Origin of the sequence: Streptomyces boncukensis (assembly GCF_011045075.1) — a bacterium.
Taxonomy (GTDB): domain Bacteria; phylum Actinomycetota; class Actinomycetes; order Streptomycetales; family Streptomycetaceae; genus Streptomyces; species Streptomyces boncukensis.
This window is the reverse complement of the sequence record NZ_JAAKZZ010000168.1, coordinates 1-14050: the sequence shown is the minus strand read 5'-3', so window position 1 is coordinate 14050 and position 14050 is coordinate 1. Positions and strand designations below refer to the sequence as shown.

Genomic DNA, 14050 nt, shown 5'->3' with positions numbered 1-14050 from the left:
GGAGGGGGCCTGAGCGTGCCCGGCGTCCGCCGCGCGCGGGGCACGGGGCACACCGGTGGGAAGATCCTGGCGCGGGACCGGCGTTCCCGTCCAGGGGAACCCGCAGCCACAGCGAGCACGACAGCGAGAGGCAGGTGACGGCCATGCGGACGCGGGCCGACACGGACACCACCGGCGGCACGGAAGACGGCAGCGCGGTCCCCGTCCCGCGGCGGCTGCTCGCCGCCGCCACCCGCCTCTTCGCCGAGCAGGGCTACGACCGCACCTCCGTACAGGAGATAGTCGAGGCCGCCGGGGTCACCAAAGGGGCCCTCTACCACTACTTCGGCTCCAAGGACGATCTGCTCCACGAGATCTACGGGCGGCTGCTGCGGCTCCAGCAGGAGCGGCTCGACCTGCTCGCCGGGCGGGACGCGCCGGTCGAGCAGCGGCTGCGGGAGGCCGCGGCGGACGTGGTCGTCACCACCATCGACAACCTCGACGACGCCATGATTTTCTTCCGCACCATGCACCAGCTCTCCCCGGAGAAGCAGAGGCAGGTGCGCGCCGAGCGCCGCCGCTACCACGAGCGGTTCCGCGCGCTCGTCGAAGAGGGCCAGCGCAGCGGGGTGTTCAGCACCGCCGCCCCCGCCGAGCTGGTGGTGGACTACCACTTCGGCTCCGTCCACCACCTCGGCAGCTGGTACCGGCCGGACGGGCGGCTGTCCCCGCAGCAGGTCGCGGACCACCTCGCGGACCTGCTGCTGCGGTCACTGCGCCCGTGAAGCAGGGTGACGACGTAGGGAGAAGATCCGTGAAGACCTGGCGCGTCCACACGAACGGCGAGCCGCGTGCGGTCATGCGGCTGGAGGACGTTGACGAGCCCGAGCCGGGGCCGGGCGAACTGCTCGTCCGGGTACGGGCGGCCAACGTCAACTACCCCGACGCGATGCTGTGCCGCGGGGAGTATCAGATTCGCCCCTCCCTCCCCTTCACCCCCGGTGTCGAGCTGTGCGGCGAGGTGCTCGCGATCGGCCCCGACAGCGGGGACGGCGCGCCCGCCGGCGGGGTCGCGGTGGGGGACCGGGTGCTGGCGCGGCCGGTGCTGCCGAGCGGCGGCTTCGCCGAGCGGACCGTCGTCGGCGCGGACGCCCTGCCCGCGCCCGAGGCCCTGGACGACGCGGAGGCCGCCGCGCTCCATATCGGCTACCAGACGGGCTGGTTCGGCCTGCACCGCCGGGCCCGCCTCCAGCCCGGCGAGACCCTGCTGGTGCACGCCGCGTCCGGCGGCGTGGGCAGCGCGGCGGTGCAGCTGGGCAAGGCCGCGGGGGCGCGGGTGCTGGGTGTCGTCGGCGGCTCCGCGAAGGCGGAGACCGCCCGGCAGCTCGGCTGCGACGTCGTGATCGACCGGCGTACGGACGACATCGTGGCGGCCGTGAAGGAGGCCACCGGCGGGCGCGGCGCCGATGTCGTCTACGACCCGGTGGGCGGGGACGCCTTCGCCAAGTCCGTCAAGTGCGTGGCCTTCGAGGGGCGGATCGTGATCGTCGGCTTCGCGAGCGGCGCCGTGCCGACGCAGGGCCTCAATCATGTGCTGGTCAAGAACTACTCCCTGCTCGGGCTGCACTGGGGGCTGTACGCGGCGAAGGAGCCCGCCGCGGTCCGGGCCTGCCACGAGGAGCTCACCGGGCTCGCGGCGAGTGGTGCCGTGCGGCCGCTGGTGAGTGAGCGGGTGGACCTGCAGGGCGCGGCGGACGCCGTCCAGCGGGTCTTCGACGGGGTGACCACGGGGCGGGTCGTCGTCGTCCCGTGAGTTCCGGCGGGGACGGGCCGGGGTGCCCCGCGCCGCTTGGCGGTTGGCGGGGCACCTGCGTGCCTACGTGTAGCGGGACAGTTCGCGGCGGGCCAGGGAGCGCTGGTGGACCTCGTCGGGGCCGTCGGCCAGCCGCAGGGTGCGGGCGGCCGCCCAGAGCTCGGCGAGCGGGAAGTCCTGGCTCACCCCGCCGGCCCCGTGCAGCTGCACCGCGCGGTCCAGGATGTCCACCACCGTGCGCGGAGTCGCGATCTTGATGGCCTGGATCTCGGTGTGCGCGCCCTTGTTGCCCACCGTGTCCATCAGCCAGGCCGTCTTCAGCACCAGCAGCCGCAGCTGCTCGATCTGGACCCGCGCGTCCGCGATCCACTCGTGGACCACCCCCTGCCGGGCCAGCGGCTTGCCGAAGGCCGTACGCTCCAGCGCCCGGCGGCACATCAGCGCCATGCCCCGCTCCGCCATGCCGATCAGCCGCATGCAGTGGTGGATCCGGCCCGGCCCCAGCCGGGCCTGCGCGATGGCGAAGCCGCCGCCCTCCTCGCCGACGAGGTTGCGCGCGGGCACCCGCGCCTCGTCGAAGACGATCTCGGCGTGCCCGCCGTGGTAGTGATCCTCGTAGCCGTAGACCGTCATGGCGCGGCGTACCTCGACGCCCGGGGTGTCGCGCGGGACGAGGACCATCGACTGCCGGCGGTGTACGTCGGGGCCGTCCGGATCGGTCTTGCCCATCACGACGAGGACCGCGCAGTCCGGATGCATGGCGCCCGAGATATACCACTTGCGGCCCGAGATGACGTAGTCGTCGCCGTCCCGGCGGATGTGCGTGGCGATGTTCGTGGCGTCCGAGGAGGCCACGTCCGGCTCGGTCATCGCGAACGCCGAGCGGATCTCGCCGGCCAGCAGCGGCTCCAGCCACATGCGGCGCTGCTCGGGGGTGCCGTACTCGGCGAGCACCTCCATGTTGCCGGTGTCCGGGGCCGCGCAGTTGAGCGCGGTGGGGGCGAGCTGCGGACTGTGCCCGGTGATCTCCGCCAGCGGCGCGTACTGGAGGTTGGTCAGGCCCGCGCCGTGCTCCGGGTCGGGCAGGAAGAGGTTCCACAGGCCCAGCGTGCGCGCCGTGGCCTTCAGCTCCTCCAGCACCGGCGGCGTGTGCCACGGGGACTCCAGCCGTGCGCGCTGCGCGCCGGCCACCGGCTCGGCGGGCTCGACGTGCTCCCGCATGAACTCCCAGAGCCGCTTTCGCAGTTCCTCGGTACGGGTGTCGAACGCGAAGTCCATGCCGCTCAGTCCTTCCGCAGTGTGGTGAGTCCGCCTTCGACGAAGGCCGGTACGAGCTCCCCGATCCGGTCGAAGCCCTCGCCCACCGTCCGGCCCTGGGTGAAGCGGTAGTGGATGCCCTCCAGGATCACGGCGAGCTTGAAGTAGGCGAAGGCCACATACCAGGGGATCCGCGAGACGTCCCGGCCGGAGCGCGCCGCATAGCGCTCGACCAGCTCGTCCGCCGAGGGGTGGCCGGGCGCCAGGCTCGTGGTGCTGACGGGGGAGTCGGGCAGGTCGACCTCGCCGTACATCGCCAGCAGGCCGAGGTCGGTCAGCGGGTCGCCGAGGGTGGACATCTCCCAGTCGAGCACGGCGGTGATCCGGTCGTCCGCGTCCGCCAGGACGTTGTCGAGGCGGTAGTCGCCGTGCACCACCGCCGGCGCGGGGGACGCGGGCAGGGCGCCGGCCAGCGCCGTGCGCAGCTCGTCCACGCCCGCGAGATCCCGGCTGCGGGACGCCTCCAGCTGCCGGCCCCAGCGCCGCAACTGCCGCTCCAGAAAGCCCTCGGGCCGACCGAAGTCCGCCAGCCCGACGCGCTGCGGGGACACCGCGTGCAGCGCGACGAGCGTGTCGGTGAGCGCCAGCACGACGCGCCGGGTGCGCTCGGGGCCGATCGCCGCCAGCTCCCCGGCCGTGCGGTACGGCGTCCCCGCCACGTGCTCCATCACATAGAACGGGGCGCCGACGACGTCCGCGTCCTCGCACAGCAGCACCGTGTCCGGCACCGGTACGTCCGTGCCGCGCAGGGCGCTGATGACGCGGTGCTCGCGCGCCATGTCGTGCGCGGTGGCGAGCACATGGCCCAGCGGCGGGCGCCGCACCACCCAGCGGGAGGCGCCGTCGGAGACGCGGTAGGTCAGATTGGACCGCCCGCCCTCGATCACCTCTGCCGTCAGCGGGCCGCGCAGCAGCCCGGGGCGCTCCCGCGCCAGATATGCCGCCAGCCGCTCCACGTCGAGCCCCGGAGGGTTGTCCTCGCTCATCTCGCGTGCTCCTTCGCGTCGGTCGGTCCGATCATGCCGACTAGTCGGTATGGCGTCCAGAGGCGGCGGGCGGAGCCGGGAAACGCGGTGGAGCCGCGCGGTCCCGAATGCTACAGTCACCCACCATGAGCAGCCCCGAAGCGAGCCAACGCTAGCCACCGGACGGCCGGTGGCTGCCCTACGTTTCGGCTGTCGCCGGACCGCCCGCTGAGCGGTGGGCTGTCTCCTTTCCCCGACGCGTCCGCGCGTCGTCTCCTCGCCGATGTCGCCGCCTGGCCTGGCCGGTCCCGGCCTGCTGTGACCTCGGCGTGTCCCCCCCTCCGCGCCGTGCGGCCTCGCTGCCGCCGCGTGCCCTGAGTGCGGCCCACCTCCCTCCCCCAGGTCCTGTCTGTCCTCGACGCCGTCGCGTCGTGACCCATGGAGATGGTTCATGCCTCTTACCGTCTATGTGCTCGGGCTGGCGGTCTTCGCCCAGGGCACATCGGAGTTCATGCTGGCCGGGCTGGTGTCCGGCATCGCCGACGACCTGCACGTCTCGCTCGCCGCCGCCGGACTGCTGACCTCCGGCTTCGCCGTCGGAATGGCGGTCGGCGCGCCGCTGATGGCGCTGTTCAGCCGGCGCTGGCCGCGCCGCACCGCGCTGCTGGTCTTCCTCGGCGTCTTCGTCGCCGTCCATGTCGCCGGGGCGCTCACCCCCAGCTACGGGGTGCTGCTGGCGACCCGCGTCCTCGCGGCGCTGGCCAACGCCGGCTTCTGGGCCGTCGCCATGATGACGGCGGTCAGCATGGTGGACGAGCGGCACCGGGCGCGGGCGACCTCCGTCGTCGTCGGCGGGGTCACCCTCGCCTGTGTCGTGGGTGTGCCCGCCGGGGCGGTGCTCGGCGGGCACTGGGGCTGGCGCGCGGCGTTCTGGGCGGTGGCCGCGGTCTCCGTTCCGGCCGTGGTCGCGCTCGCCCGCACGGTGCCCGGCGGGCGGCCCCCGCACGCCGCGGTCCGGGTACGGGACGAGCTGCGGGCGCTGACCCGGCGCCGGGTGCTGCTCACGCTGCTGGTGATGGCGCTGGTGCAGGGCGCCACGTTCTGCACGTTCACCTATCTGGAGCCGCTGGCCACGCGGGTCACCGGGCTCGCCGACGGCTGGGTTCCGGGCGTGCTGGCGCTGTTCGGCGCGGGCTCCTTCGTGGGCGTCACCCTGAGCGGCCGGGTGCTGGACCGGCGGCCCGTCGCCCTGCTGGCCGGGGGCATGGCCGCGCTGACGGCCGGCTGGGCGCTGCTCGCGCTGGGCGCCGGCGTGCTCGCCGTGGCGCTGGCGCTCGTCTTCGTCCAGGGGATGCTCGCGTTCGGCACCGGACCCGCGCTGATCACCCGGGCCCTGCGGCAGGCGGAGGGGGCACCGACGCTCGCGGGGGGCTTCGCCACGGCGGCGTTCAACGTCGGGGCGACGGCCGGCCCCTGGCTGGGCGGACTGGCGCTGGGCGCGGGCCTGGGCTACCGGGCCCCCGTGTGGGTGAGTACGGCCCTGATGGTGGCAGCCCTCGCGGTGGCGGCGGTCGCCCTGACGCATGAGCAGCGCCCCCGAAGGGTCGCGGGGACCTGGGCGTCCAGCCAGGCAGCGATGGCCCGCAACGAACCGTAAGGGACAGCCCGTGCCCGGAATCCCGCTGGGCACGGGCTGCCCGGAGTCGCTAAGGGCGCTCTCCGGCCCTGGCCAGGGCCGCGAGCGCGGCCTGCTCCGTCGCGTGCGGGGGGCCCTCGATCGGGACGGCGGCCCCCCGCTCGTCCTCCTGCAGCGGCTCCAGGTCCGCGAACTGGGACCGCAGCAGGCTCGCGGGCATGAAGTGCCCCTCGCGGTGCGCCATCCGCTCCCGGATCAGCTCCTCCGGGCCGTCCAGATGGATGAAGAACAGGCGGGGCGACGCCTGCCGGAGCCGGTCGCGGTAGCGCCGCTTCAGCGCCGAGCAGACCAGCACGCCGCCCTCGCCCTCGCGCGCCCGCGCGGTCAGCCAGTCCGCCATCGCGGCCAGCCACGGCGCGCGGTCCGCGTCGTCCAGCGGCGCTCCGGCGGACATCTTCCGCACGTTCTCCGGCGGGTGGAAGTCGTCCGCGTCCGCGAACGGCAGCCGCAGGGTCTTGGCCAGCCGTTCGCCGAGCGTGCTCTTCCCGGAGCCGGAGACTCCCATCACCACCATCAGCGCTCTCACAGCAGCACCACCCCCACGACGATCAACGTCAGCACGCTCGCCAGCGTTCCCCGCAGCTGCAGGACGGTCAGGCCCCGCGGCGGGCGCTCCGTCACCATCTGCTGTATCCGGCGGTGCGCGACGGCCAGGAAGCCCAGCCAGGCCAGCGCCGCCAGGGCCACCCCGGCGACGGCGGCCGCCGGCGCGCCTTCGGTCAGTACCGCGCGGACGGCGAGCCCGAGCGAGACGGCGTAGGTCAGCGTGGTGCGCCGCCAGGCCAGCCGGGTGCGCTCCGGCTGCGCCGCCGGATCCCGCTCCGCCGCGCTGACCGGCTCCCGGGGCCCCGTCACTTCCCGGCCCAGCCGACCGCGACCACCACGATCACGGTCAGCGCCGCCACCGCCGTGCCCGTGCCCAGCAGCACCGGGAAGCGGGAGGTCGGCAGGTCCTCGCCGCGCCGCATCGCGCGCTCACAGCGCACCCAGTGGTTCACCGCGCGCAGCGCGCACAGCGCCGCGCCCGTCAGCAGCACGATGGCGATGGTCGTACGCATCCCCCAGCGCAGCTCGGTGAGGAACTGGTCGACCGCGATCCCGCCCGCGACGAGGGCGAGCGCGGTGCGGACCCAGGCGAGGAAGGTGCGTTCGTTGGCCAGGGAGAAGCGGTAGTCGGGTGTGGTGCCCTCCGCCTTGATGAGCTGAGGGGCGAACCACAGTCGGAGGGTCGCGGCGAGCCGGTGGATCATGTGTCGAGCCTACGGCCGCCGCGCGTGCCACTCGCGGAGGCGTCGGTGGCACTCCAGCCCGTCCGGGACCACGCTCCAGGTGCCCAGCCTGCGCTCCAGCTCGTCCTCCTCCAGCCAGTCCCACCAGGCCACCTCCTCGGCCTGCGGCTGGACGGGCAGGGTGCACACCACCTCGTAGACCTGGAGGAACCAGGAGTGCTCGGGGGTCTCGAAGAGGAACTTCAGCCGGCGCCGGGGCATCGGCAGCCCGGTCACCCCCAGCTCCTCCTCGGCCTCGCGCAGCGCCGCCGCGTCGTAGTCCTCGCCGGCGCCGACGACGCCGCCCACCACCACGTCGTACATCGACGGGAAGATCAGCTTGGTGGGGGTGCGCCGGTGGACGAAGATCCGCCCCTGCGCGTCCCGCACCTGGACGGAGGTGCTGCGGTGCCGCAGCCGCCGGGCGTACGCCTCGCCGCGCGGCCGGACGCCGACGACCCGGTCCTCGGCGTCCACGGTGTCCAGCGGTTCGTCGGCGGATGGGCCCTGTGGAGTCATACCGCCATCCAAACACCCGGCCTCCGGGGGCTGTCGGCCGAGGGGGCGGCAGGTTACTCTCCAGTCACCACAACCGCCGGGCGCAGCGGGTGCAGCGGGGCGAAGGGACGGGCGCAGCGTGGCGTACGACGCCGATGTCATCGTGATCGGGGCGGGGCTGGCCGGACTCGTCGCCACCGCCGAGCTGGCCGACGCCGGCCGCCGGGTCATCCTGCTGGACCAGGAGCCCGAGCAGTCGCTGGGCGGGCAGGCGCACTGGTCGTTCGGCGGCCTCTTCTTCGTCGACTCGCCCGAGCAGCGCCGGCTGCGCATCCGCGACAGCCGCGAGCTGGCCTGGCAGGACTGGCTCGGCACGGCCGCCTTCGACCGGGACGAGGACCACTGGCCGCGCTGCTGGGCCGAGGCGTACGTGGACTTCGCGGCGGGCGAGAAGCGGGCCTGGCTGCGCGGCCAGGGAGTGAAGATCTTCCCGGTGGTGAACTGGGCCGAGCGCGGCGGCTACGACGCGCGGGGGCACGGCAACTCGGTGCCCCGCTTCCACATCACCTGGGGCACCGGGCCCGGAATCGTCGAGCCGTTCGAACGGCGGGTGCGGGACGGCGTCGCCCGCGGCCGGGTCGAGCTGCGCTTCCGGCACCGCGTCACCGGGCTGTCCCGTACCGGCGGCGCGGTGGACACCGTCTCCGGCGAGGTCCTGGTGCCCAGCGACGTGCCGCGCGGCCGGTCCAGCAGCCGGGAGGCGGAGGGCGGCTTCGAACTGCGCGCCCAGGCCGTGATCGTGACCTCGGGCGGCATCGGCGGCAACCACGAGCTGGTCCGCGACGCCTGGCCCGAGCGCCTGGGCACCCCGCCCGAGCGGCTGCTCTCCGGCGTGCCCGCACACGTCGACGGGCTGATGCTCGGCACCGCCGAGCGCGCCGGAGCACGTGTGATCAACCGCGACCGGATGTGGCACTACACCGAGGGCATCGAGAACTGGAACCCCGTCTGGCCGCTGCACGGCATCCGCATCCTGCCCGGCCCCTCCTCCCTGTGGCTGGACGCCACGGGGCGGCGGCTTCCCGTGCCGCTCTTCCCCGGCTTCGACACCCTGGGCACCCTCGACCACATCATGCGCACGGGGTACGGCTACACCTGGTTCGTCCTCAGCCGGAAGATCATCGAGCGGGAGTTCGCGCTCTCCGGCTCCGAGCAGAACCCGGACCTGACGGGACGCTCCGTGCGGGACGTGCTGGGGCGGGCCCGCGCCGGAGCGCCGGGCCCCGTGCAGGCGTTCATGGACCGCGGAGCGGACTTCGTCGTCGAGCGCGACCTGGGCGCCCTGGCCCGCCGGATGAACGAGCTGACCGGCGACAAGCTGATCGACCCCGACGCGCTGCGCCGCGAGGTGCTGGCCCGGGACCGGGAGATCACCAACCCCTTCACCAAGGACCTCCAGGTGACCGCCGTGCGCGGAGCCCGCAGGTTTCTCGGCGACCGGCTCATCCGGGTCGCGCCGCCGCACCGGCTGCTCGACCCGGCAGCGGGCCCGCTGATCGCCGTACGGCTGAACATCCTCACCCGCAAGTCGCTGGGCGGGCTGGAGACCGACCTCGCCTCCCGCGTCCTCGCGGAGGGCGGGAATCCGATTCCTGGCATGTATGCGGCGGGCGAAGCCGCCGGGTTCGGCGGCGGAGGCGTGCACGGCTACCGCTCGCTGGAGGGCACGTTCCTCGGCGGCTGCCTGTTCTCGGGCCGCGCGGCGGGAAGAGCGGCGGCCCGCGCGGTCGGCTGACGCTCCGGGTCACTCCCTCTCCCCGGACGCCGCCCGCTCCAGCTGGAACGCCTCGTTGCCGAGCCCGATCCGCGCGTAGGCGCTCGGCTGCCGCCTCCGCAGAACGAGCCCGACGGCCACTCCGACCGCCGCGGCGAGGGCGATGGTGCCCGGCAGGATCCAGGACAGCGACGAGTCGGGACCGGCGCCGAGCAGCACGTCGAAGTCCTTCACCGCGTAGCCGAAGACCACCCCGAGCGCGACCGCCGCCACGCCCGCGCACAGCAGCCGCCACGCCTGGACGCGCGCGGCGCCGCGCCGGACGAAGAAGACGATGACGGCGATCGAGGTGACCGACATCAAAAGGATCACCCCGAGCGCGCCGAGGTTCCCCATCCAGGTGAACAGCCGCAGCACCGGGGCCGTGGGGTCGTCGTCGGGCCCGTCGTCGGTCAGCGCGAAGGCGGCCACCACCACCAGCGCGATCGCCGTCTGCATCACCGAGCCGTAGGCGGGGGCGCCGGTGCCCGCCGAGGCGCGGCCCACGGCGCGCGGCAGCAGCCCCTCGCGGCCCATGGCGAACGCGTAGCGGGAGACGACGTTGTGGAAGGCCACCATGCCGCCGAACGCGCTGGTGACGAAGAGGACGTGCAGCACGTCCGCGAAGGTGCCGCCCAGCCGGGGCTCGGCGAGTGTGAAGAGCAGGTCCGAGCTCTCCTGCCGGGCCTGGCCCACCACGCGGTCCGGACCCGTCGCGACGCCGATCAGCCAGGCGGTCACCGCGTAGAACACCGCGATCAGGCCGACCGCGAGGAACATCACGCGCCGCACCACGGTCTGCGGCCTGCTGGTCTCCTCCGCGTACACGGGCGCCTGCTCGAAGCCGAGGAAGGCGGCCACGGTGAAGGAGAGCGCGGTCCCCAGACCGGCGCCGGAGAGGGTCTCCGGATCGAACGCGTGCAGGGACAGGCCCTGGCCCCCGGGGTCGGCGCCGAAGGCGATGTCGATGACGAGGACGGACACCACCTCCAGCACCAGCACCACGCCGACGACCTTGACGTTCAGGTCGATCTTGCGGGCACCGAGCACGGCCGTCACGGCCAGCGCGGCCAGCGCGGGTATCCACCAGGCGACCGTGACGCCGAAGAACCGGTCCAGCAGCACGGTGGCCTCGAAGCCGAAGATGCCGTAGACGCCGACCTGGAGGGCGCTGTACGCGATGAGCGCCACATACGAGGCGCCGGCGCCCGCCAGGCCCCCGAGGCCGCGCGAGATGTAGGCGTAGAACGCGCCCGCGTTGTGCACATGGCGGCTCATCTCGGCGTAGCCGATGCTGAACACCGCCATGATCGCGCCGAGGATGACGAACAGCAGCGGCAGCCCGGTGATCCCCATGACCGCGTACGTGGTGGCCATCACGCCCGCGACGACCATCAGGGGCGCGGTGGCCGCCAGGACTGGCATCAGCAGTCCCACGGTGCCCAGCCGGTCCGCGCGCAGGGCCCGTTCCTGGCCCCGGTAGGTGCTGATCTCGGGTGTGCTGCTCGTGCTCTGACTGCCCGTGAGCATGACGGGATGTCCTCTCCAGGTGGTCGGATCCGGTGGCGGGCGCGCCGGAGCAGCCGCCGGCTCAGGCCGTACCGAGGGCCGTCCGGTGCGCGGTGTGGAACGACGTGTGCGGATCGCGCCCCGAGAACGACCAGGGCTCGGGAGTGATGTGCGGGCCGATCCGCTGGAAGAGCGCGGCGGCCTCCGCCATGCGGCCCTCGTGGAACTTGGCGTAGGCGAGGTAGTTCAGGTCGGTCAGGCGGTGCGGGCCGCTGTCCTCGGCGCCCCACTCCAGCCACCAGTTGAACGCCGCGCGCACCACGAGCCGCGCGTACCGGCCCGTCCAGTGCTGGGCCCGGGTGGGGTCGGGGTCGGTCTGCCGGGCCGCCGCGAGGACGCGGAAGCGCTCGGCGTGCGCGACGACGGGCAGCAGCGCGAGCGGCGAGTCGGCGGGGGCGCGCTCCGCCGCCGCTGTGGCGAAGTCGTAGACCTCCGGGCCCTTCTCGGCGAGCGAGGCCGCCATCAGATGGTGCGCCCTGTGGTGCTCGCCGTGGCGGGCGCGCGCCTCCTCGAAGGCGTAGCGGCAGTCCTCCGGGGTGGCGGTGGCGCGGAAGAGGAGCAGCAGCGCGAGCCAGGGCGTGGGGTCGGCGGGCGCCGTCCGCACGGCCGTCGCGATGGCCTCCCGCGTGGTGTTCGGGTGCTGCTTGCCGCGCGCCGCGTGCACCGCCGTGGCGCAGGCGAGGAGGACGGCGGCGTCCGCGCTGTCCGGCTCGGTCTGCAGCCACTCGCGGGCCCACGCCTGGGCGGCCGGGGCAGCGGCCAGCACGGTGCAGCGGTGTCCCCGGCGGTCCCAGTCGTCACCCGTGGCCAGCAGCAGCCCGCGGGCTTCCGTCCAGTGGCCCCGGACGAAGGCGTCGCGGGCGGAGCGTAACGCGTCGTCGTCGAGCGCCGGATCGGGCCTGCGACCCTCGGAGAACCGGCGGAAAGTGAGCGGAGGCGGTGGAGGAGTCATGGTCGCGGCTCACCCAACCTGAACGGGTGGGGTGCGTCAAGGGAACGTCGAGGGGTGTTGCGGGCGGGAAAAGAAACGCGCCCGGAAACCCAAGTGACGGGAATCCGGGGCGCGTTGGGCTGCTGGAGGAACAGCTGTGCTGTTGGCGGTGGGTCAGGAGGCGGGGCGGCTGCCGACGTTGACGGCCGCCCAGGCGTGTGCCACGGCCTCGTACTGGGTGCTGTTCTGGCCGAAGAGCTTCGCTGCCGCCGTGAGGGTGTCCGTGCGCGCCTGGTGGTAGTCGGTGCCGGGGCCCATCTCCTCGCTGAGCGCCTTGAACCAGATCCGCTCGGCGTCGTTGATGCCGATCCCGGTCACCGGCTGGTTGTCGTACGTGGGCGAGTCGTAGCGCACGCCGTTGATCTCCTTGGCGCCGCTGCCCTCGCTCAGCAGGTAGAAGAAGTGGTTGGCGACACCGGACGAGTAGTGCACGTCGATGTTGCCGATGCCCGAGTACCAGTAGTCCTTGGAGCGGCCGTCCCTGCTGGGCCGGTCCATGTAGCGCAGCGGGTTGCCGTTGCCGTAGATGTCCACCTTCTCGCCGACGAGGTAGTCCGCCGGGTCGTACTGCGCGTTGTCGACCTTGAACTCGACGGCCGCGGCGAAGATGTCCGAGGTGGCCTCGTTGAGCCCGCCGGACTCGCCCCGGTACCGCAGCCCCGCCGTGTTCGAGGTGACGCCGTGGGTCATCTCGTGCGCGGCCACGTCGACGGAGGTCAGCGGGCGCTGGTTGCCCTGGCCGTCGCCGTACGTCATGCAGAAGCAGGAGTCCTGCCAGAAGGCGTTGACGTAGTTGTTGCCGTAGCGCACGCGGGAGCGCGCGCCCACGCCGTCGCCCCTGATGCCCAGCCGTCCGTGCACGTCCCGGTAGTAGTCCCAGGTGACCCCCGCGCCGTAGTGCGCGTCCACGCCCGCGGTCTGCGGGTTGCTCGGGCTCCCGTTGCCCCACTCGTCGTCGGGGTCGGAGAAGAGGGTGCCGAAGCCGGAGGTGGCGCGGTTGAGGTTGTACGTGCGGTGGTTGCCGCGCCCGGTGTCGGTCATGGTGTACGACGGCTGGGTGCCCAGCTCGACGGTGCCGCTGTACTGGCTGTGGCCGGTGCCCTGGTGCACACCCTGCCAGGACGCCAGCTCCGCGCCGGTGCGGGCGTCGGTGACGGTGTGCAGCTCGTTGGGCGTGCCGTCCTTCCGGGTGCCGCCCGCGACGGTCTCCCAGGCCAGCCGCGGCTTGCCGTCGGCGGCCCAGACCACCTTGCGGGGCTTGGCGGCGGCCTTCCGCACCCCGGGCGCCTTGCGCTCGGCGTCGGTCGAGGCCACCTTGACGGTGGCGTCGGTCTCCTTGGCGACGCGCTCGATGGCGCCGTCCGCGGCGCGGTGCACGGTCACCTCGCCGCCGAGCACCGGCAGTCCGGCGTAGGTCCGCTCGTAGCGGACGTGGACGGCGCCGTTGCGGTTCTTGACCACGTCGCGCGGCATGAGCCGCTCCCGGGGGCCGAGCCCCAGCGCCTCGGCGGTCGCGGCGCTGCGGTCCTCCGCCTCCTGGAGCAGCGCGGCGCGCTGGGGCGCGGACAGCTTCGCCGGAAGCTCTCCGGTGTCCAGGCGCCCGTCCTCGGGTCCGGCGCTGGCGGTACCGCTCTGCAGGGCGACGCCGAGCAAGGCGGCGGTGGCCACCAGGGCGCTGGCGAGCGTAGTGCGTCTTCGGGGGGTGTGTGTCGTACGCACGGGAACTCCTTCTGCGGAACAGGGCAGAACGTATGGAGCGGGTACGAGTGGAATCCGCCGGTGCGCGGCGGTGTGGTGTGGGGATCGGGGGCGCCGCGCGTCGGCGAGGTGAAGAATGGCACCGGGCGCGGTCTTTGTCAGTGCCCTGCCAAGGAAATGGCCAAATCCGCCCGTTTACACGAACCCGCCGTCCGTTGACCGGACGCTCCCCCCGGTGCCCCGTCAGGGGCGCGGGGCCCGTGTCCGTAGCGGCTCCGCCGCGGGGCGCGCGCAACCACGATCCGCCGGACAGCCCCTAGTGTCCTGAGTCGGAGATTCGTCGGCAGTAGGTTGCGACCTTTTCGAGGATCTCGTCGGCGGTCTTTGTCCAGATGAAGGGCCGGGGGTTGGTGTTCCAGTCGGCGAGCCAGGTGCGGATGTCG

The 14050-nt window shown here is 73.5% G+C and carries 13 protein-coding genes and 1 pseudogene; 4 read left to right on the top strand and 10 right to left on the bottom strand.

Translation table 11 applies throughout. The features are described from left to right. Positions 1 to 143 precede the first annotated feature (143 nt). Together G5C65_RS17485 and G5C65_RS17480 are read left to right on the top strand one after the other, a co-directional pair. Entirely contained in the window at positions 144 to 764 is a 621-nt protein-coding gene (locus tag G5C65_RS17485) for a TetR/AcrR family transcriptional regulator (RefSeq protein ID WP_165299785.1), read from the top strand. Between the two features lie 29 nt (positions 765 to 793). Continuing rightward, positions 794 to 1792, top strand: a complete 999-nt coding sequence (locus G5C65_RS17480; RefSeq protein WP_165299784.1) for a zinc-binding dehydrogenase — start codon at positions 794 to 796, stop codon at positions 1790 to 1792. A gap of 63 nt (positions 1793 to 1855) precedes the next feature. Here the strand turns inward: G5C65_RS17480 and G5C65_RS17475 are convergent, their stop codons facing one another. Beyond that, the gene (locus G5C65_RS17475; RefSeq protein WP_165299783.1) at positions 1856 to 3070 is read right to left on the bottom strand and encodes an acyl-CoA dehydrogenase family protein; all 1215 of its coding nucleotides are present in this window, start codon (positions 3068 to 3070) and stop codon (positions 1856 to 1858) included. 5 nt (positions 3071 to 3075) lie between these two features. Then, positions 3076 to 4095, bottom strand: coding sequence for a phosphotransferase family protein (locus tag G5C65_RS17470; protein ID WP_165299782.1), 1020 nt, complete (start codon positions 4093 to 4095; stop codon positions 3076 to 3078). 430 nt (positions 4096 to 4525) lie between these two features. Here G5C65_RS17470 and G5C65_RS17465 point away from each other — a divergent pair, with 430 nt between their 5' ends. Next, on the top strand, positions 4526 to 5731 hold the full coding sequence (locus G5C65_RS17465; RefSeq protein WP_165299781.1) for a Cmx/CmrA family chloramphenicol efflux MFS transporter: 1206 nt from the start codon (positions 4526 to 4528) through the stop codon (positions 5729 to 5731). Positions 5732 to 5780: 49 nt separating this feature from the next. Here G5C65_RS17465 and G5C65_RS17460 read toward each other — a convergent pair whose 3' ends face one another. The 4 genes from G5C65_RS17460 to G5C65_RS17445 are packed head-to-tail and all read right to left on the bottom strand — an operon-like array spanning position 5781 to position 7557. Continuing rightward, on the bottom strand, positions 5781 to 6284 hold the full coding sequence (locus G5C65_RS17460) for a gluconokinase (RefSeq protein ID WP_165299786.1): 504 nt from the start codon (positions 6282 to 6284) through the stop codon (positions 5781 to 5783). Positions 6285 to 6292: 8 nt separating this feature from the next. Then, positions 6293 to 6625, bottom strand: a complete 333-nt coding sequence (locus G5C65_RS17455) for a DUF202 domain-containing protein (protein ID WP_165299780.1) — start codon at positions 6623 to 6625, stop codon at positions 6293 to 6295. After that, entirely contained in the window at positions 6622 to 7017 is a 396-nt protein-coding gene (locus G5C65_RS17450) for a YidH family protein (RefSeq protein WP_420903328.1), read from the bottom strand. Before G5C65_RS17450 ends, G5C65_RS17455 begins: the two co-directional genes overlap by 4 nt. Before the next feature lie 12 nt (positions 7018 to 7029). After that, positions 7030 to 7557 carry an NUDIX domain-containing protein gene (locus G5C65_RS17445; protein ID WP_165299778.1) on the bottom strand — a complete coding sequence of 176 codons (528 nt, stop codon included), beginning with the start codon at positions 7555 to 7557 and terminating at the stop codon, positions 7030 to 7032. A gap of 118 nt (positions 7558 to 7675) precedes the next feature. Between G5C65_RS17445 and G5C65_RS17440 the strand changes: the two genes are divergently transcribed. Continuing rightward, complete coding sequence (locus tag G5C65_RS17440; protein WP_165299777.1) at positions 7676 to 9331, top strand: FAD-binding dehydrogenase; 1656 nt, start codon at positions 7676 to 7678, stop codon at positions 9329 to 9331. A 9-nt stretch (positions 9332 to 9340) separates the two neighbouring features. Here the strand turns inward: G5C65_RS17440 and G5C65_RS17435 are convergent, their stop codons facing one another. The 4 genes and pseudogenes from G5C65_RS17435 to G5C65_RS39315 all read right to left on the bottom strand — a co-directional run. After that, positions 9341 to 10879 (bottom strand): APC family permease, encoded by a 1539-nt coding sequence (locus G5C65_RS17435; protein WP_165299776.1) that lies wholly within the window; start codon positions 10877 to 10879, stop codon positions 9341 to 9343. Between the two features lie 61 nt (positions 10880 to 10940). Then, positions 10941 to 11870: a tetratricopeptide repeat protein gene (locus tag G5C65_RS17430; RefSeq protein ID WP_165299775.1), complete on the bottom strand. Its 930-nt coding sequence runs from the start codon at positions 11868 to 11870 to the stop codon at positions 10941 to 10943. A gap of 153 nt (positions 11871 to 12023) precedes the next feature. Further along, complete coding sequence (locus tag G5C65_RS17425) at positions 12024 to 13628, bottom strand: M4 family metallopeptidase (RefSeq protein ID WP_165299774.1); 1605 nt, start codon at positions 13626 to 13628, stop codon at positions 12024 to 12026. Positions 13629 to 13923: 295 nt separating this feature from the next. Beyond that, a pseudogene (locus G5C65_RS39315) lies at positions 13924 to 14050 on the bottom strand (IS630 family transposase); the annotation flags it as partial.